The organism is Myxococcales bacterium (assembly GCA_016716835.1).
Taxonomy (GTDB): Bacteria; Myxococcota_A; Polyangia; order Haliangiales; family Haliangiaceae; genus JADJUW01.
The window spans coordinates 1834966-1853962 of sequence record JADJUW010000001.1 but is presented as its reverse complement, the minus strand read 5'-3'; the positions used below and the strand labels follow the sequence as shown (position 1 = coordinate 1853962).

Sequence of the window (18997 nt, the reverse complement as noted above, 5' to 3'; positions counted from 1 at the left end):
TCGTCGTGAATCAAATGGGAACCATGTTTGAAACGTTGATCGGGGCGGTGGTGCTGGCCGTTGGCGCGATCGTGATCCTAAGTTGGATCTTTCGCAGCTTTCTGTCGATTTGTCGGCCCAATGAGATTTTGATCTTCTCGGGGCGGAGGCATCGGCTGCCCGACGGCCGCGACGTCGGCTTTCGCGTCGTCGCCGGTGGCCGCGGCTTTCGCATCCCCATCGTCGAAAAAGTCGACCGCATGGACGTCTCGCTGATTTCGGTGCCGATGCAGGTGCAAGGGGCTTATTCTGAAGGCGGCATTCCGCTCACGGTACACGCGGTTGCCAACGTCAAGGTCTCGACCAATCCCAGGATTGTCGGCAACGCCATCGAGCGCTTCCTGGGCGTGCCCACCCGCGAAATCGGTCGCGTCGCCAAAGAAACCATGGAAGGCCATCTGCGCGGCGTGATCGCGTCGATGACCCCGGAAGAGGTCAACGAAGATCGCCTCAAGTTTTCGCGCCAGCTCGAGCTGCAAGCCGAGCCGGATTTGCAAAAGCTGGGGCTGGCGCTTGATACCCTGAAGATCCAACACGTCGCCGACGAGCGCAACTACCTCGAAAGCATCGGCCGCCAACGCATCGCCGAGGTCTTGCGCGTCGCCGAGGTCGCCGAGAGCGATGCCATGCGCGCGGCCGCGGAGGCAGAGGCTGCGGCAACGGCGCGCGGCAAGGTCGCCCATACCAACGCCGAGGCGGCCATCGCGCAAAAGAAAAACGAGCTGCGGCAGATTCAAGCCGAGCTCAATGGCACCGCGCAGTCGGAAATCGAAAAGGCCAAGGCCGCCGGTGAGCAAGCGCGCGCCGAGGCCGAGCTGGAGCTGCAAAAAATCCGCGGCCAGCTCGAAACCTTGCGCCTCGAGGCCGACGTGACAATTCCGGCGGAGACGGCGCGCATCGTGCAAGAGATCAATGCCGCCGGCGACGCCGCGCCGATTGCCGCCAACGGCGAGGCCATGGCCGCCTCGCTTGAGCTGGTGTCGCAGGCGTGGCGCGAGAGCGGCGGCAAGGCGATGGAAATGTTCGTGCTGCAAAATCTCGACACGCTCTTTGCCGAGGTCACGCAGGCCGCGCAACGCATTTCGGTTGATGAGGTCAATCTCATGGACAGCGGCGACGGCAAGATGTTGGCGGCTTATGCCTCGGCGTATCCAGCCGCGGTGGCCGCGCTGTTGCGTGAAGTTTCGAGCACCATTGGCGTGGATATCCCCGCGCTCATTGCGGGACGCCGCGCGCCAGGAGGGCTGTCATGATGACAACAACGGTCGTAATTCTCGCCCTCATCGCCTTCGCGGTGATCGCCGCCTTCGTCATCGTGACGCGGATGCTGTTCATCTGCCCACCCAACGAGGTGCTGATCTTCTCGGGGACGCATCGCCGCATCTCGTCGTCGGATGGCCGCGTGGTGGGCTATCGCCTGGTGCAGGGCGGGCGCGGGGTGCGCATTCCGCTGTTCGAGGTCGTCGATCGCATGAACCTTACCAACATGGTGATCGACCTGCGCGTCTCGGGTGCGTACTCCAAGGGCGGCATTCCGCTCAACGTGCAGGGCGTCGCCAACGTCAAGATTTCTAGTCAGACCACCCAGCTCGCCAACGCGATCGAGCGCTTCTTGGGGCGCAAACGCGAAGACATCATGAACGTCGCGCGCGAGACGCTCGAGGGCAATCTGCGCGGCGTGCTCGCCATGCTGACGCCTGAAGAAGTAAACACCGATCGTGAAAAATTTGCCCAGGCGTTGCTGCACGAGGCCGATACCGATCTCGGTCGCTTAGGACTCGAGCTCGACACGCTCAAGGTGCAATCGGTTTCAGACGACAAGGGCTATCTCGAGTCGCTGGGGCGCCGCCAAACCGCCGAACTAATCAAACGCTCGCGCATCTCCGAGGCCGACAATAAAGCGCTTTCGGCCGAGCGCGCCGCCGAGAACTTGCGCACGCAAGAGCTGGCCAAGGTCGACGCCGAAATCTTGCAGTGGCGAGCCTATGCCGCGGGTCTCATCCTCGACGCCCAAACCGGCAAAGAGGCGCTCATCGCCGAGGCGCGGGGCGCGGTGCAAGCGCTGGTCGCCAAGTCGATCGCCGAGGTCGAGGTGCAACGGGCGCGCCTCGAGCAAGTTCGCTACCAGCTTATCGCCGACGAGGTGCGTCCGGCCGAGGCGCGGCGCGCACGCAAGATCGCTGAGGCCCATGGCGCCGCGGCAACGCTGAAAGAAGAAGGCCGCGCTAGCGCGGACGCCATTCGCAGCCTCGGCGCGACGTGGGTAAAGAACGGCGAAAACGCGCGGCAAATCTTTGTGGCGCAAAAGCTAACGCCACTCGTGCGCGCGCTGATGAGCACCGTCGGCAAGATCGAGGTCAACAAGCTCTCGCTCATCGACCGCAACCTGTCGCAGGGTGGCGGTGGCGGCAACGCGGCCGTCAACGCCGCAACGTTTGCCGAGCAGCTCAAGCAAACCACCGGCGTCGATCTGGTGGCAATGGCGACCAATCGCACTAAGCCCACGTGAGCTGCTGGCTCGCCGGGTGCCGCAAGTGAAGCTTGCCAAGGGCCATAACTTCACTTATTATAATAACTGAGGTTATTGTATAGCGGTGCCTTCAGATAAGAAACCAAAGAAAGTGCCGCATGCTCGCTGGCCGAGCCTCGCCTTCGAGGTTGTGCGTTGGCAAATGCGTGAATCTTCGGCGCTATCTCGCCGCGAGCAGCTAAGGCATGACGGCCCATACAGGGCCGCGATTGTGCCGCTGATTGCGAAGGTTCGGCCGCTATTGCCCAGTGAACTCGTGACCCTGGTCGAAACGGCATCGGCTGAGGTTGCACGGTTCGATGAACAGATGGGTGGCGAACTCGCGCCGTTCTCGTCTATCTTGCTACGCAGCGAATCTGCGGCGAGTTCGCGCATCGAAAATCTAACCGCTTCGGCGCGAGCCATTGCCGAGGCAGAGCTAGGTACGTCTGGCCGCAAGCACGCGGCGGAAATTGTAGCGAATACCCGCACGATGACGGCGGCGTTGGCGCTGGCAGACGATATTCGTGCCTCCTCGATTTTGGCGATGCATCACGCCTTGATGCACGCGTCCGATCCAGTCAGCGCCGGGCGGTGGCGCACCGAACAGGTATGGATCGGTGGTGGGCACGCAGGGCCACATCTAGCGACGTTTGTCCCCCCACAGCACGCCCGCGTCGCCTCGGCGATCGATGACTTGGTGGCGTTTATTAGGCGCGACGATCTGCCGGTGCTTGCACACGCGGCGCTGGCGCATGCACAGTTTGAAACGATTCATCCCTTCACCGATGGCAACGGGCGCACTGGCCGAGCCTTGGTGCAGGCGATGCTGCGACACGGGCGACTTACCCGCAGCGTTACGGTGCCGGTTTCGGCGGGCTTGCTGGCTAATACTCAGGCCTACTTTGATGCCCTGACCAAGTATCGCGCAGGCGATCCGGGCGCGATCGTCAGGCTGTTCGCGCATGCCGCGTTCCGCGCCGTCGACAATGGACGCTCGCTCGTCACCGAACTGCGAAGGCTGCGCGCGCAGTGGCAGCAAACGGTGCACGCGCGCCGCGATTCGTCGGCGTGGCGCGTAGCTGACCTGCTCCTGCGCCGCCCCGTCGTCAACGCCCGCCTTGTTGCAGATGAACTCGAACTCGCCGTGGGCAACGTGCACCGCTATGTCAAACCGCTACTCGATGGTGGCGTCCTCATTGAATCAAGTGATGCTAAACGCAACCAAGTGTGGCGCGCGCCCGACGTGCTCGCCGCCCTCGATGCGTTTGCCGCGCGTACGGGCAGGCGCACGCCATGAGCCCGCGGCAACGGCAATACGCGATGGGCTATTCGAATACGCCTTCGCCGTTGGTTTCGATGCTGCCATTGATTGTGCAGGTGCCGGCGTCAACGCAGCTATGCAAGACATAGTTGACGAAGGTCGCGCGGACGACGCCGGTTTGCGGGTTATACGCGTGCATGGTGACGCTGCCGGTATTTGCGGGCGGTGAGCCGCCAAACCAGCAGTGGTTGCCAAATAGCTCGTAGGTTGGACTTGTCGCCGCAATAATTTGTCGGCTGCCGCTGCCATTCCAGTTCTCTGGGTTTGGCACCGAGCCTAAATGCCCACTGGGCAGCTCCCATTGAATGCTGCCGATGAGCGAAAATGGGCTATCACTTTCAGTAAAGGCTACGCCGAAGTTGCCATTTTCGTTGACGACCGCGCGACCTTGCAAGGTTGCGCAGGTCGCCGTCAGCGTCGAAGCGAGTGCGTTTGCAGGGGTGCCATCGCCAATTGGGCCATCAGTTGGGGGCTCATCACCTGGCACCGGAGGGCCGGGCAAGATGGGGTCGTTTTCACCGGCGTCACTGCCGCAGGCTACAACAATAGTCAGACATAAAAAGCATGCCAAATCGGAGGTGCGCACGCCGCAACCTCTATCACGACGCAGCCATGTGTAGATGTTTTTTTAGCGGGCTCGGGTCATTGGCCAACGCCGCGTCCGACAGGGCCCTTGACGCACCGCGGGTTTCAGCGTCGAAAGCATTTTTTTGATTTTGGCGCGGTAGACCCTAAACGCCAACATAGTCATCGGCGCGGCCTCGATGCAAGCTCTAATACTCAACCCCGAAAAACATGCCGGGGACTATGCCTTCGAGAATGTAGGAGCCTGGGATGAAGATGGACAACGGGCCCGTGAATTCGTCGTCGTTTGCGCCTAGTTCGCTAAGGTCGGGGCTTGCGGCCAACCAAGCAATATTGAGCCCAACCACAATTGCCAAGCGGAGGTCCTCGGCGAAGGGCTTGCGAAACCTGAGCCCTGTGTCGAGCCACCAATAGGTCCCGTTCGGTGGCGTAACCGAACCGGTCGGCGGGTGGCCAAATTGGTGATTGACGCTGCCGCCGGCATAGAAGCGCAACACGAAGCAGTTGTTGTCGCGGATGCTTTGGCAGCCCAGGGTCAGGGTGCGCGCAGAAAGTAACACGCCAAGCCCTGGTCCTGTGCTGGCATAACCGAGTCCCGGTTCCACGACCAGCACTCGATTGTTTGTTAAAGGCACTAGCGCACGCGCCGAAAAAAATCCGCCCGGCCCACCGAGGCCAAACTCGGCGCGGGCACCAACGGCAGGCATAGGCCGTGCGTCGGCTGCGGCCGCGGGCGGCGAGATAAGCCAGGTGACCATCGCTAGGCTCATGGTCACCATGCTAGGGCTGGTCCAGCGGAGTTTGGCGTTCATGCAGAAATCATACGTGCGACGGCCGCCGGAAGTATGGGGCCAAACTGGCAATTGTCGGCAATGGCTCGCTCGACCATGTAGACGGCGACACAAGTGTGACGTCGCGAATGGGTTGTATGGCGGGAGCGTTACATATTCCAACCTTCGAACTAATGGTCGCGCAAAAAACGTCGTCGTACACTTACACCAGGGTCACTCTCGCCTCCCGATTAGCCTTTGATTGCCAGATGTTAGATCCGGTGCTGCGTAGTCACGTTGGCTTAAACGTGATCACGCAGTAGCGCAGTTAACCGCTTGAAACTACCGTTGAATTTCGGGTGGGGAGTGACCCCCGACCTCCGTGAGTATGCAGGAGGCACCTCGCTACTCTCTGATTGTAATGTCCACGTACTGGTTGTTAATGCTGAAATACGGGGAGATGAACGGCTCTAAACGAAGGCCCTTGCCCAGTTGCAGCGCGGCGTCCAATTGTTTGCCATACGACACGATGTATACGTAATAGTCGTATCCGAAATGCACTTCGCATTGGTCTGACGTCAGCTTGGCCCACGCAAGCTCTCTCAGGATTTGCCTGGCGATTTCACCCGCATGTTCTAAATCAACGACTTGTCCCTCATGGAAGGTGCACGCGGCACCTTGGACAATTTCGAGCTCTCGCACCGTTAGCGAGGCAGCTCCCAGCGCGCGGCATATGGAGACTATAGCCGTTATGAACATGTCTTCGACAATCGAATACTCCTCAAGGTTGGTTAGCGTTCCAACATCCGAGAAGCTTGTCCACGTTCTGGTTTGAGGTGAGGACTCGGTCAGTGCCGCATCCCAATATTTCGAAAGTCTATAAGAGCAGATCATCTGGAAGATCGCCTGTGCAAACGCGCGCGTTAAGACGGCACGATGGCCTAACTGTTTCTCCCCTGCGAGTGCCGGTTGCCTTGGTAATTTCTTCGATGCTGTGGGTGTAGTGTTTTTTGTTGGGATGGAAATTTATTTGTTCCAAGCTCTTGGCCGCCAGCAGCGGGTGCATGTTCCCATCTTTGCAGTCCCGGAAATTGATCGATTTGAGTTGTCGCATCGTCGGCGCGAATTCTAGCGAATCTAGGACGTCGACAAAAAGTTCGCGGATGCATTCGTTGTTGGTTAGAAACGACAAATCGGAAAGCGCTTTGCATTTCTCAAGGTGCAATTGGCTGAGCCTTGGTAACTCCGACAAAGCGGATGCATCTATCAGTTTTGAGCCATGTGTCACATCGACGCGCTTAAGTTTTTTCAAGCTTGCAACCCCGGTTAAGGAAGTGAAAGCCCCTCCCGTCAGTCGTAGCCTTTTCAAGGCATTGAGTTCGGAGAGCCGGTCACAGTTTGGATGGCTGAAAGAATGCACAAGAAGGTCTTCTAGGTTGTTGAGCGCGCCTATGTTCTTTACGTTGTCGTTATATTTGAAATGCAGCGCTTCTAACTGCGTCATTTTCGAGAAGTCCATTTTAAAGCTTTTGTCTTGAAACGAAAATCGCCTTAGATTTGGAATTGTGTATATATCTTCTATTTTGTCCGTCTCAATTTTGACGTGTTCTGAAATTTGAAGCTCTTTTATTGCTGCGCAGCCCCGCAATTCTTCGGTGTTTAAGCGGAAGGTGTCGAGGCCCTTGGGGCTATCGAAGCCGTATTCGGAATACGAATTGAGCGGGCAAATATAGATCCAGTCGAGGTCGTGATTTATTGCGTACTGGATCCCTTCCTTAAGAAAAAGCGGGTCAACCGATATTCGGTTAGAGTAAATTGTAGATACTTCGAACTGTTTCATGCCGGGATGAAAATGGTAGTCCAAGACCGCCGAACAACACTAGGGTCACTCTCGCCCCCCGATTAGCATTTAATTTCCAGATGGTAGATCCGGTGCTGCGTAGTCACGTTGGCTTAAACGTGATCACGCAGTAGCGCAGTTAACCGCTTGAAATTACCGTTGAATTTCGGGTAGGGAGTGACCCCGATCCTACAGCGAAAAGCCGAGGCGGCGGCGGGCGGTGAGGCAGTGGTCGGAGCCGGCGGTAAAGGCGCGGCAGGTGGCGGGGCGATCGTCGTAGACGATGCAGGCAACGTCGGTTTCGCGACGGAGGCCGGCCTGAGCGGCAGCCTGATCGAGATTGCCGCCCTGCAGCGCGGCGCAATGGTCGCCGTCGCGCTTAATTTCCCACGCAAGCTCGCTCTTGACGATGAGGCTCGGGTGCTTGCGCACGAATGGATCGCGCTTGCCGACATAGACGGCGCCGTACGCCGCGCGACAACAGGCGCCGCATTGTTGGCAGGGCAGGGCGGCTTCGAAGCGTTCGCAGGCCGCCCACGCGTCGTCGATCTTGTTGCCATCAGCTTGGCGACAGCGCGTCGCCTTGCGGCCGGGGCCGCCCTCGTAGCGCCACGCGCAGCCACCGCAGCGCAGCGCCGGCGATGCGTGGTTAGGATGAAGCGTGACCGTGGTTGGACCGTCGACAAACGCGGGATGCGCGGCAATCTCCTCGGCCGGCGTCACGCCGCTCCACATCGAGTCCGGGTCGTTGGCGACGCCCACGCTGTTGACCGCCGTCGCCAAGGCCTGCGTCGCGCGTAGCGCCGCCATCAGCGGCACCGCAAACGGCGCCTTGTCGGCGCGCGCCAAGCCTTCAATGGCCAGGCGCACCGACATATCTTGCCGATCAGCCAAGACATCAGCCGGCAGGCCCTTCCAAAACGTCTCGCGAAAATCCGTGGTCGGCGCAAACAGCGCGGCGAGGCCAAAGCGGCGGGTTAGCACCGCTTGCAGGCGCAGGCAGGCGTGCTCGCGCCAGAAATCGGTTTCGCTTTCGTTATTCAGGCCCCAGTCGGCGCGGCGGTGGGCGTCATCGCCCTGCACCAACCAGTGACAGATTTCGTGAAAGATCATCTGCCCCAGGCTGTCGTCGGCGTCGAGCTCGGCGTCGATCGCTAAACGTAGCGTGCCGGCGCCATCGGTGGCGGCATAGGCGTCCGACGTGCGCACCACGGTCAGGCCGAGCGCTGCGGACGCGCGCAGCCAAATCTCGCTTAGTGGGTCGCGGTAACGTTGGGTAATCGTGCGCACGCTGGTTGCCTATACAGAAACGCATTGCGTGGGGATCTTGCGGTGTACGGCTTCGCGAGCCTCGTTACAGCCAGACGGCTGCGCCTCGGCATCGCTGCAGGCGTGCACCCCAATCTCCTCCACCCACTGCGTTCTGTTCTCCGCCATTTTGGATCTTAAATTATGCGTTACTGGTGAGTTCTCCGCAACGCGCGGGGAGGGCCCGGCCTACGGCTCGTCGTGGATAGCAAAGAAATCGCGAATGCGGCCAAGAAAATCGCTCTTGGTGGAGGCGCGGCGCGCTTTTTGTTCGCCCACGAGGCCATCGCGCGCGGCATCGAGCGCCACCTTGCGGTCGGCAAACAGCTCGGCGATCAGCTCCGCGATGCTGGGGTGATCGCGAATGATCCGCTCGAAGCTCTCGCGCCGCAGCCGGTAGCAGTCGAGATTTTCCAGCGCAATTACCGAGGCCGAACGCGGCTCGCCGGTCATCAGCGACATCTCGCCAAAAAACTGCCCAGGCACCAGCGTCGCCACGTCGCGTGCCTTGCCCTTGGCGCCGATGCGCACCACCGCGCGCCCCGAGACGATCATAAATAGGCCATCGTCGATTTCGCCTTCGCGCGCGATCGCCTCGCCGCGAACAAACGCCGCGGGTCGCAGGTCACGCGCAAGCTGCTCAAGGATGGGGGCCTCGAGCTTGGAAAAGATCTCGGTGCGCTGCAGCACCGCGAGCCGCTCGGCATAGCCCGCTGCCTGCCGCGCAGCCACGCGCTCGTCGGTGTCCTGGCTGAGCGACAGCGCTTGCGCGGGAATCGCCGGGGCGATCTCGGCTCGAGCGAGGGCATAAAGCACGCGCACGCGCACGTCGCTATCGGGTGGGTCGTCGCTCGCGAGGTCCGTGATCCAATAGCGCACGCAATACTGGGCAAAGCTATCGCGAATCGCGATCAGCAAGACATGGGGCGCCGGCTCGGTCGCCATGTTTGGTACAGGGTCCACTAGCAGCGCGCGGCTCACCGCATCGATCACCGTGCCGGGCGGGGTGCGAAAATCTACTTGGAAGTCGATCTGACGCCGCAGCTTCACCGGTTGCCCGACGCGTTTGCCGAGCACGGTGACCTGGCTCTTCATCAACATCGAGTTGGGGATGATGATGGTCTCCCACGCGCGCGTCTCGATCGCGACATAGCGCCATCGGATTTCGACCACGCGGCCCTGCGGCTGGCCTGGCCCCATGGAAATCCAATCGCCCACGGCCACCGAGGCGTCCATCTGCAGCGCCAGCCCGCCCATGATGTTGCCGAGGGTGTCTTGCAGGGCAAAGCCGATCACCGCGGTTATCACCGCGCTGGTGGTGATGAGGCCGGTGACCGAAAACCCGGCGCGCTTGCTGGTATAGACCAACATGACCGCGATCGCGACGGCCATGATGATGTCGACCAAGATGCGCGGTGGGTAAATGCCAAAGCGCGGCAGCAGCAAGCGAAAAACCGACGCGATGATCGCGATCGCGATGCCGCTGGATGATAGCGCCAGCGCGACGAAGCCAAGCGTGCGCTCGGGGGCATGGCTGCCTTGCCAGATCGCGAGCGCCACCGCGGCGACATGCACCAGCGTAATACCCGCTAGCAGGCGCACGGTTTCCTTGTTGCTTGCTGGCGAGAGGCGCCCGATCACCATCGTTGCGGCGAAAAACGCCAAGAGCTCATACGTGTGCAACGCAACGGCCGCATGAATAAACGCATCAAACCACGGCATAGGGACTCCCGTGGCGAGTATCGACCCAGTAGTGCTTGGTCGCAACCGTTGTGCACCGTTATGGGCCGGCCGGGTCGTACAATCTAAGATCCGAAGTGGCGGAGAACAGAACGCAGTGGGTGGAGGCGGACACGCTAGTGTCCGAATGCTGGAATCGTATGCTTATGTTTCGTCAGAGCCAGGCCGCGCCAACTTGTGCGCGCGCATGCGGCAGGCGCGGCCGTACACCACATCTATTACTGTCTCCGGCCCCACTCAATGCGATTCTGTCTAAAACGTGCCGCGGGCTTCGACGAAAAGGCCAAGCCCGGTGCCGCCTTCGGCGCGGTAGCGGTGCCCAATCAGGTCGACTCGGCTTGCATAAGCAGGATTGACCTCAGAGGTGTTGGGCGTGACGACGGTGTTGTCGTTGGCCTCGCAACCGGTGGAGGCATCTTGGCAGGTCGGCAGATCGACGCCGGCATCGGCAAACGTAATGAAGTGATTGGTGCTGCGCGACATGCGGCCGCGCAGGCCAAGCGAGAAGCGCCGGCTAAAGGTCGCGTGCACGGCCGCCGTGCCCTGCAGCTCGAGATAATTTTCGATGTAGCTAACGCCGGGGTGGGACAGTGCCTGCACGCCCGAGGTGGATGGGTCGGCATCCAGCCGCAACGGCCCGCTGGCGTCCGCGTCGCCCGCATAGGCCAGCACTTCCCACAGCTCCGAATAGCCGCGGCCTTCAAAGTGCGAGACGATCGATCCGCCGAGTTCAAAGTCGTAGCGCTGGCCGCGAGGCGAAAAGCCACCCTTGACGCCGAAGTCGACGCCTACGAGCTGCTGTTTCTGGCTGTTGCGCGCGCCAAAGCCTGGGTCTGAAAACAGCGAGTCAGAGCGATTGCCAAGCGGCGCCTGATACCACAATTGCCAATACGGCGTGAACGCGCCGTAGCGCTGGCTCACGGCGGTGCGAAAGCGAATGTCGTGCGTGCCGGTGCCTACGGCGGTGTTGCCATCTGGCGCGGCACGCGAAAAACTCGCGGTCTCGCCGATAGGTACCAGCCAGTCCATGCCCAAGGTCCACGTCGGTCGCTGCCAGTCGTGGTCGTGGCGCGTCGCGCCCTGCCGCATCGCAACCCAGCCGACCCCGAGCTCGAGTTGATCAATCCCGCTGCGCGGGGCGCCGGCAAAGAGCAAATCACCGGTGGTGCCGCCACCGCTGGCCGCATCAAAGCCGTCGGCCGGCAGAAACTCGTCGGCCACGGTCGTGTTGTCTCCAGGCGCCTGCGCCGTCGGGCGAGAAATGGTCCGGGAATCGGACAAAGTAATCGGCAGCGCGGCGGTCAGCCAGAAGTCACCCGGAAGCCCAAGCGAGATCGCCGCGGTGAGCTGTTGGACGACGCGCGTCGACTCTAGGTCAAAGACGGTAGGCAAGGCGTCTTGCAGGCTGCCATTGCCGCCAATCTGTTCGCGGTAGATATCGGCCTTCCAGGTATGTTGGCTAAACGAAACGGTGCCTTGCAGCTGGCCCGGGGCAGGCGGCGCGGTCTGCGCCCATTGCGACGTATCCGCGACGGCACTGTGCGCAACCGTCAGCCCGAGCAGCGCCACAACCAGGCCGACGCGCAACGCTGGCCGCCCTTGCCGCTGCTGCGATCGTAAAAGGGTGCGGCTCGCCATTGGCGATACGATAGCCCAGTTCGCCGCCTATTCGCCAGTTGTGTCGCGAATTCGCAGGCCCAAATCTTTCATTTTGAGCTGCAAACTCTTGCGGCTGATGCGCAAAAGTTTCGCGGCTTGGGTGACGTTGCCGCCCGTTTCTTCGAGCGCCTTGCCAATAAATTCTCGCTCGACGCGGGCGGCCTCGGCGCGGACAAAATCCTTGAGCGACGCATCACCCGAAAGCTCGCCGCTGGCATGCTCATGCGGCAGGGGCACCGGCACGGCATGTTGCTCGTGCGCGGTAACCTCGGCGGGCAAGTCGGCGGCGTCAATCTCATCGCCGTTGCAAAACAACATGGTCCGCTCGAGCACGTTTTCGAGTTCGCGGATATTGCCGGGCCAGTGGTAGGCGGTCAACGTCGCCATCGCCGCGTCGGTGACGCCGCGCACGCTCTTCTTGAGGCGTTCGTTGAACTTGTCAATGATGTGGGGCACTAGCAGCGTGAGGTCGCTGCGGCGCTGACGCAAGGGTGCCAAGTGCAGGGGCACCACGTTAAGCCGGTAGAAGAGATCTTCGCGAAAATTGCCGCGCGCGATTTCTTGGTCGAGCTCGCGATTGGTCGCGGTGACCAGCCGTACGTCGACCTTAATGGTTTTGAGGCCGCCCACGCGCTCAAATTCGCTTTCTTGGATGGCGCGCAGCAGCTTGACCTGCATCTCCACCGGGATTTCGCCAATTTCGTCGAGAAACAACGTGCCCTCGTGGGCCAGCTCGAAGCGCCCCGGCTTGGCGGTGGTTGCGCCGGTGAAGGCGCCGCGCTCATAGCCAAACAACTCGGACTCCATGAGATTCTTAGGAATGGCGGCGCAGTTGATCTTGATAAACGGCCCCTTGGCGCGGCCTGAGCTTTCATGCAGCGCGCGCGCTACCAGCTCCTTGCCGGTGCCGGACTCGCCGGTAATGAGCACGGTCGACGGCGTATCGGCGACGCGCTCAATGATGTCGTAGACGGCGCCTATCTCGGCGCTGGTGCCGACCAGGCCATAGCGACCGATGCCGCGGCTTGCGTTGGCACCGGAGATGACGGTGCGAACGTGGCCGCGCGCGAGCCTTGCATGAGCCACCGCCTTGCCGACGACGACGCGAATTTGCTCGGTGTCGAAGGGCTTTTCGACATAGTCAAACGCCCCGACCTTCATCGCCTCCACCGCCTGCGCGACCGAGCCGTAGGCGGTCATCAAGATCACGGGGACGTGCGGGTGTTGCTTGCTGCACGCGGCCAGCACGTCCATGCCGCCGCGGCTTGGCATGCGCAAATCGCTGATGACGACATCGACGTCACCGAGCATGGCAATTGCCGCGTCGCCATCGGCGGCTTGGTGCACCTCGTGGCCATCGCGCTTGAGCAGCGCGGTGAGCACCCGCCGCAAATTGGGTTCGTCGTCGGCGACGAGGATCTTGACGGCGTCGCTCATGGTGTTTCGGCCCTTCTCTCGGGCGACGTCGCCGCCTCGGCTTGCGTCTGCCCTGCGGGCAGCAATACCGAGAACGTCGCGCCGCGTCCAACGTTTGAGGAAACTTCGATCGTCCCGCCGTGTTGGCTGACGATGCGTTGGGCGATCGCCAGCCCCAGGCCCGAGCCCGTTTGCTTGGTCGTGAAAAATGGAATGAACAGGTTGTCCATGCGTTCCTTGGGGATGCCGGCGCCGGTATCGACAAAGCGCACCTCGCAGAAGCGGCCAAAGCCTTGGCGCGAGCGATTACGCCGGTGCGTCGAGATGGTCAGGGTGCCGCCTTGCGGCATGGCCTGCAGCGCATTGAGCCCCAGGTTAAGAAACACCTGCACCAAGGCCTCGGCATCGCCATCGACGAACGAAAGAATCTCGTCGAGCTCGACGTCAATCGCGCAGTTGCGGTGCTCCTCGGCCTGCGCAAGCAGCTGCGCGGTTTTTTTAACCACGGCATTGAGCGCAACATATTGGTGGGTAGCGGCGTTGGAATGATCAACGCGGGCATAGTCTAAGAAGCGCGTCACGACGTTGTTTAGGCGGTTCACCTCTTCGACGATGACGCCAAGAAATTCCTGGCTTTCGCCGCCGAGCCGCAGATCGGGTTGGCTCATCAAGAGCTGCGTTGCGCCCTTGATGGCACCGAGCGGATTGCGGATTTCATGGGCGAGGCCGGCCGCCATCGCGCCCAAGGCGGCCAGACGCTCGCGCGCCTTGAGCTGTTCAAACGCGCGGCTCGCCTCCAGCACGCGTGCGGCTTGGCGCGCCAAGCCTTGCAGCGCCGCGATGTCGTCTTCGTCAAACGCGGCGACGGCGCGCGCATCGCGGCCGGCGAGAAAGCCAAACACGATCGGCTCGACGTCGGCGCCGGGGTCGGGGTAGCCGACAAACCCCACCGCAATCGTCGCGCCCAGCTCCCCAAGCACCAGCTCGGCGGCCTTGCTCCCGCGCTCGTCGGTGGCGCCTCGGCGCGCATATCGTGGGGCCGGCTCGGTATTGATGACGCCCACCTTGAGCCGATCGGTAAGTTCGCGCAGGCGCCCGGCATCCAGCGTTGGCGAAGCTGCCTCGCCAATGGAGGCGATGCATTCAAAGCTGTTGCCATCCGGCGCAATGAGGTAGAGGTAGGCATCGGTGAAGCGGCCGGACTCCTCGAGCGCATCCATGAGCCGTCCCGCGAGCGTTGGCAGATCGCTGGTCGCAATCCAATCGCCGCGCCGGAAATCGAGAAACGTGCGCAGCGGCTTGCGCTGCCGCAACAGCCAGCGCGCCACGTTCGCCTCGAGTGAGCTGCGGATCGGCTCAAAGACGATGAGGATGACAAACGACGCGGTGAGCGCGTTGAGCAAGAACAGGCCCTCTTGGCCGCTGCCAACCCACGCCAACAAGACGCCGTACACGATCGAGAGCAGCACGACCAAGATGCCGAGCACCGCCATCTTGCCGAGCAGCTCGTTGAGATCGATGAGCCGCGAGCGAAACATCGTTTGCGCAAGAAAGTACAAGTACAAGACCGCGAGCACGTTGCCGACCGTGGGCCAGCCGACGCCAAGGCGCGGCAGCACATCGGAGAGCGCGAACGTCGTGGTGATGAAGCCACCCAGCGTGAGGTAACGCAGGCGGGCGCGCTCGGCCTGGCGCGTGCTGCGGCGGTATTGCTGAAACAGCATGCCGACGCACAGGTACAGCGCGCCATAGACGTAGACCGCAAACGGAATCTGAAACCACAGTTGGTCATGGAGGTGCACCCCGACCTGCGAGTAGATCAACGCGAGCAACACCAGGGCGGTCGCGATGAGCGTCAGCTGCGGGCGGCGGTACGTCGCGCCGATAGATGGCTGCGCGAGAAACGCCGAGAAAAAACCAATCGCCATCGGCGGAATCGCCGCGGCCGGCCACAGGACTAACCAGTGCCAAAGCGGGTCGCTGCTGGTGGCCGCCAAGGCGGTGCAGAGCTGCCATGCCGCGAGCGTGAGCGAGAACGCCGCAAACCACCCGTTGGTGCGGTCGCGGCGGTTGCGCAGCCACACCGTAACCCCGATCGCGAGGATGAGCAGGGCCGCAAGAAGGGCGGAGACTGCTTGTGGATTCACGGACTTACGCTAGCACGAATTCGCCCCTGGGATGCCTTCGTGGCGTGGGCTTGTGGAGCGCGCGGGCTCTTAGTAAGGTGCCGCCGTGAGCGCATCCGCCGGGCCCAAAATCGTCGCATTTGGCGGCGGCAAAGGCGGTATTGGCAAGAGCCTCGCGGCCGCCAACGTCGCGATGAATTTGGCGGCCATGGGCAAGGATGTCGTGCTCGTCGATGCGGCGTTTGGCGGACCTACGCTGCATGCCTTTACCGGCGTCGCCAAGCTCGCGCGATCGCTGGGCGACTACGTGCGCGCCCCATCGGTGGAGGTGCTGGCCGGCTCGCGCTGTGCGACGCCGCTGCCGACGATGACGCTCATCTCGGCCGCCGGCGATCGCGACAGCGTCCGCATGCCCGCCACCGGCCTCGCGAGCAAATTTATCGGCGACCTGCGCCAACTTGAATGTGAATGGGTGGTCCTTGATCTAGCGTCGGGGTGTGCGCCGTTCACGCTCGAACTTTTTATTCGCGCCGATATTCCGGTGGCGCTGGCGATTCCGGATCAGGCCTCGGTCGAGCAGCTCTTCACGTTCTTGCGGGCGGCGTTCACGCAGCGCCTGGCCATGATGTCGATCTCCGCCTCGCTGCCCAGCAATGACTTGGCGGCGCCGCTCGATCTGTATTTGCATGCGCTGGGGGACAAGCAGGTCACGGCGCATGCGCTGGGCCAGGCAATGCTTGGGTTCGTGCCGCACTTAGTCGTCAATTCGGCGCGCTCCAAGGCCGACATGGAGCTCGGTCGCGCGGTGGCCTCGGCGGGGCATCGTCGCCTTGGGCTGCCCATCGACTACCTCGCCAATCTCGAATACGACGAAGCGGTGTGGGCCGCGACGCGTCGTCGCCGTCCCGTCATTCTTGAGTTTCCAGAGTCGCGCGCCGCCAAGGGCTTTGAGAAAACCGCGCGCTCGCTCCTCACCGTACGACCGCCGCGCCTCGATGGTGCCGTGCTGCCAAGTGACAACCACTACGATCTGCTCGAGGTCCACCCGACCGCAAGCTTTGAGGATATCCGCCGCGCCAATCGCCGCATGCGCGACATCTACTCGCCCGACTCCATCGCGATCGCCGGCCTCTACGATCCCGCGACGCTTGAGGCGGCACACCGCCGGTTTGATCTCGCTTACACAACGCTGATGGATGCCGTGCGGCGCCGCGAGTACGATTTAGCGCTGTATCCCGACGGGCCGCCGTCCCAACTTGGCGCGCCCCTGCTCACGCCGCATTCGATCCCATCCACCACGGCGGCGCCGCCGCGGCATATCCGCGAAACCAGGCCACCCATGCCGCCGCTTGCGGCCGACACGAGCTTTGATGGGGCCTTGCTCAAACACATCCGCGAGGCCTTTGGCCTCACGCTGCGCGAGCTGTCGGAGCGCTCTAAAATCGGCATGCAATATCTTGAAGCGCTGGAGGCTGATGCCTTCGATAAGTTGCCGGCGCCGGTGTACGTCAAGGGTTTCCTTGGCGAGTACGCGCGGCTCTTTGGCCTCGACGCGGCGCGGGTGCGCGCCACTTATGTTGGTCGCCTCGAGCCAGCGGCCGCCGAGGCCGAGTAATCACCGTGTAGGTTGCGGTCGCACGTCTCCAACCGCGCGCGTCGACTCGGCGCGGATTGGGTGGATTGGCAGGGCGCGTCTCTTGACCCCATGCGCCCCAGGCTGTCACCATTTCTATATGGCACCGTCGCTCATCACAGATCCTAAGCGGGCGCGCCAGCTTGCGCGCGCGATCGCCTCCGACCTAACCCTGTATCACGAGGCGAAAATCCTCGATGGCATCACCAACGACAACCTCTTTACCGTGCTCGCCGACGAGATCAACGAAGGCCGCGAGCTGTTTCGCACCCGCGTCGCGGCGGATCTTGTTGCGCAGCACTTCTATGACAAGGCCATTGTCGACGTGCTGGTAAAATCCAAAGGGCACGTCAAGTCCAAGATCTGGTGAACACGCCCGTCGACGTCGACGAAGAAGAAGACGGCGGCGAGCTGCTGACCGTCGTGGTAGACGACGCGGGTGCCGGGCAGCGACTCGACGCGGTCATCGCCGCCACCACGGTGCTCTCGCGCGTCGCGGCGCAGCGCCTGATTGAAGAAGGACGGGTCGAGCTGGACGGCATGGTCGTTACCAAGCAGGCCACTAAGCCGAAGCTTGGGCAGGCAATTCTAATCCAGGTGCCCGCCGCGGCGCCAACCGAGATTCTCGCCGAGGCGTTGCCGCTTACCATCTTGTTTGAAGATGAGCATCTCATCGTCATCGACAAGGCCGCGGGCATGGTGGTGCATCCCGCGCCAGGACATATTTCGGGCACGTTGGTAAACGCCTTGCTGCATCATTGCCACGATCTCAGCGGCATCGGCGGCGAGCTGCGCCCGGGCATCGTGCACCGCCTCGACAAGGACACCAGCGGCGTCATGGTCGCTAGCAAGCATGATGCGGTGCACATTGCCTTGTCCGAGTTGTTTGCCCACAAAAATCTAACCCGCGAATATCTGGCGCTATGTGCGCCCGCACCCAAACTCGCCCGGGGCCGCATCGAAACGCTTTACGGCCGGCATCACGGCGATCGCAAGCGCTTTACCTCGAAGGTCAAGGTTGGCAAGACCGCGGTGACCAACTACGAGGTCGAGGCCCGTTATCCCATCGGCGCGGCGCAGGTGCGCTGCAAGCTCGACACCGGACGCACCCACCAAATTCGCGTCCACCTCACGGAATTTGGCTCGCCGCTCCTGGGCGACCCGGTGTACGGCAACCAGCCCAAGCACCCGGGCCTGCGTGCCATTGGCCAGGCGCTGGGGCGGCAGGCCTTGCACGCCACCAAGCTTGCGTTTGTGCACCCCATCACCGGTGAAGCGCTGACCTTTACCACCGAACCGCCCGCGGATTATTTGGCGGCGCGGCAGGCGCTGCAAGAGGTGGCTGCGTGACCCAGGCTCCCATGCTCAGCATGACTGGCTTTGGCCGCGCGACGAAGACCGTTGGCGCGTGGACCGTGCTCATCGAGATCAGGTCGGTAAATCATCGCGGGCTTGACGTGCGCATTCGCATGCCGTCCGGTGCGGGGAGCCTGGCCATCGAGGAGGCCTTGCGACAAGCCGTCGCGGCCCGTGTTAAGCGCGGCGCGGTGACGCTCGCGGTTCACGTCACACCAAATCCGGGGCTTGCGACGGCGCCCTCGCAAGATATCGCGCATGAAGTTGAGGTTGCGGCGCAATACCTAGCTGCATTGCAGGCCAAAGCCCATGCGCTCGCCTGCGCGCCCCCCGCGCTGGATGTCGTGTGGGCGGCAATCCATGCGTCGCCTCGCCAGGGTGCCGGCGGCCACGGTACCGCCATGTCGTTTAGCGGCGGCGCCGACGGGGCCGCCTTGTCCGCGGCCATTTCCGAGGTAGCAGTGGCGGCCCTGGCGGAGCTACTCGAGGCGCGGCGGCGCGAGGGCCTGACAATTGGCGACGATCTCGCGAGCCTGTGCGACAAGCTGCGCGAACGGCTCGCCGCAATTGCCGGCATGGCCGCGGTTGCGCCGGCGCGCGCCGCGGCACAGCTTGCCAATAAAATCCATCTATTGGCTGGGGGTGGTCGCCGCAAAAGCCGAGCTTGATCGCATACGCGAGCAAGTTCAAAA

Annotated in this window: 16 protein-coding genes; 7 read left to right on the top strand and 9 right to left on the bottom strand. The window is 62.2% G+C overall.

The features are described from left to right. Positions 1-14 precede the first annotated feature (14 nt). From IPL79_08200 to IPL79_08190, 3 genes are all read left to right on the top strand, one after another. The gene (locus IPL79_08200; protein MBK9070966.1) at positions 15-1292 is read left to right on the top strand and encodes a flotillin family protein; all 1278 of its coding nucleotides are present in this window, start codon (positions 15-17) and stop codon (positions 1290-1292) included. Further along, complete coding sequence (locus IPL79_08195) at positions 1292-2548, top strand: flotillin family protein (protein MBK9070965.1); 1257 nt, start codon at positions 1292-1294, stop codon at positions 2546-2548. Before IPL79_08200 ends, IPL79_08195 begins: the two co-directional genes overlap by 1 nt. Before the next feature lie 163 nt (positions 2549-2711). After that, positions 2712-3848 carry a Fic family protein gene (locus tag IPL79_08190; protein ID MBK9070964.1) on the top strand — a complete coding sequence of 379 codons (1137 nt, stop codon included), beginning with the start codon at positions 2712-2714 and terminating at the stop codon, positions 3846-3848. Between the two features lie 28 nt (positions 3849-3876). Here the strand turns inward: IPL79_08190 and IPL79_08185 are convergent, their stop codons facing one another. The 9 genes from IPL79_08185 to IPL79_08145 all read right to left on the bottom strand — a co-directional run bounded on the left by IPL79_08185 (position 3877) and on the right by IPL79_08145 (position 15337). Then, positions 3877-4458 carry a hypothetical protein gene (locus IPL79_08185; GenBank protein MBK9070963.1) on the bottom strand — a complete coding sequence of 194 codons (582 nt, stop codon included), beginning with the start codon at positions 4456-4458 and terminating at the stop codon, positions 3877-3879. Positions 4459-4645: 187 nt separating this feature from the next. Continuing rightward, a complete protein-coding gene (locus tag IPL79_08180; GenBank protein MBK9070962.1) occupies positions 4646-5269 on the bottom strand; it encodes a hypothetical protein in 624 nt (207 codons plus the stop codon). A gap of 363 nt (positions 5270-5632) precedes the next feature. Continuing rightward, a complete protein-coding gene (locus tag IPL79_08175; protein ID MBK9070961.1) occupies positions 5633-5929 on the bottom strand; it encodes a hypothetical protein in 297 nt (98 codons plus the stop codon). 175 nt (positions 5930-6104) lie between these two features. Further along, a complete protein-coding gene (locus IPL79_08170; protein ID MBK9070960.1) occupies positions 6105-7067 on the bottom strand; it encodes a hypothetical protein in 963 nt (320 codons plus the stop codon). Between the two features lie 189 nt (positions 7068-7256). Further along, complete coding sequence (locus tag IPL79_08165; protein ID MBK9070959.1) at positions 7257-8357, bottom strand: YkgJ family cysteine cluster protein; 1101 nt, start codon at positions 8355-8357, stop codon at positions 7257-7259. A 207-nt stretch (positions 8358-8564) separates the two neighbouring features. After that, positions 8565-10097, bottom strand: a complete 1533-nt coding sequence (locus IPL79_08160) for a mechanosensitive ion channel family protein (protein MBK9070958.1) — start codon at positions 10095-10097, stop codon at positions 8565-8567. Between the two features lie 270 nt (positions 10098-10367). Beyond that, positions 10368-11753, bottom strand: coding sequence for a hypothetical protein (locus tag IPL79_08155; protein MBK9070957.1), 1386 nt, complete (start codon positions 11751-11753; stop codon positions 10368-10370). 27 nt (positions 11754-11780) lie between these two features. After that, a complete protein-coding gene (locus tag IPL79_08150; protein MBK9070956.1) occupies positions 11781-13211 on the bottom strand; it encodes a sigma-54-dependent Fis family transcriptional regulator in 1431 nt (476 codons plus the stop codon). Continuing rightward, positions 13208-15337 (bottom strand): hypothetical protein, encoded by a 2130-nt coding sequence (locus IPL79_08145; GenBank protein ID MBK9070955.1) that lies wholly within the window; start codon positions 15335-15337, stop codon positions 13208-13210. The genes IPL79_08150 and IPL79_08145 overlap by 4 nt, the downstream gene beginning before the upstream one ends. 85 nt (positions 15338-15422) lie before the next feature. Here IPL79_08145 and IPL79_08140 point away from each other — a divergent pair, with 85 nt between their 5' ends. The 4 genes from IPL79_08140 (at position 15423) to IPL79_08125 (ending at position 18973) form a co-directional block, all read left to right on the top strand. Then, positions 15423-16931, top strand: a complete 1509-nt coding sequence (locus IPL79_08140) for a helix-turn-helix domain-containing protein (protein ID MBK9070954.1) — start codon at positions 15423-15425, stop codon at positions 16929-16931. Positions 16932-17064: 133 nt separating this feature from the next. Next, complete coding sequence (locus IPL79_08135) at positions 17065-17319, top strand: hypothetical protein (GenBank protein ID MBK9070953.1); 255 nt, start codon at positions 17065-17067, stop codon at positions 17317-17319. Next, complete coding sequence (locus IPL79_08130) at positions 17316-18299, top strand: RluA family pseudouridine synthase (GenBank protein MBK9070952.1); 984 nt, start codon at positions 17316-17318, stop codon at positions 18297-18299. The genes IPL79_08135 and IPL79_08130 overlap by 4 nt, the downstream gene beginning before the upstream one ends. Next, entirely contained in the window at positions 18296-18973 is a 678-nt protein-coding gene (locus tag IPL79_08125; protein ID MBK9070951.1) for a hypothetical protein, read from the top strand. Before IPL79_08130 ends, IPL79_08125 begins: the two co-directional genes overlap by 4 nt. Positions 18974-18997: the final 24 nt, after the last annotated feature.

Coding starts and splice junctions, on each gene's coding strand:
- IPL79_08170 (MBK9070960.1), bottom strand. CDS start 7,067: ATGAAACAGTTCGAAGTATCTACAATTTACTCTAACCGAATATCGGTT.
- IPL79_08195 (MBK9070965.1), top strand. CDS start 1,292: ATGACAACAACGGTCGTAATTCTCGCCCTCATCGCCTTCGCGGTGATC.
- IPL79_08150 (MBK9070956.1), bottom strand. CDS start 13,211: ATGAGCGACGCCGTCAAGATCCTCGTCGCCGACGACGAACCCAATTTG.
- IPL79_08160 (MBK9070958.1), bottom strand. CDS start 10,097: ATGCCGTGGTTTGATGCGTTTATTCATGCGGCCGTTGCGTTGCACACG.
- IPL79_08200 (MBK9070966.1), top strand. CDS start 15: ATGGGAACCATGTTTGAAACGTTGATCGGGGCGGTGGTGCTGGCCGTT.
- IPL79_08190 (MBK9070964.1), top strand. CDS start 2,712: ATGCGTGAATCTTCGGCGCTATCTCGCCGCGAGCAGCTAAGGCATGAC.
- IPL79_08155 (MBK9070957.1), bottom strand. CDS start 11,753: ATGGCGAGCCGCACCCTTTTACGATCGCAGCAGCGGCAAGGGCGGCCA.
- IPL79_08180 (MBK9070962.1), bottom strand. CDS start 5,269: ATGAACGCCAAACTCCGCTGGACCAGCCCTAGCATGGTGACCATGAGC.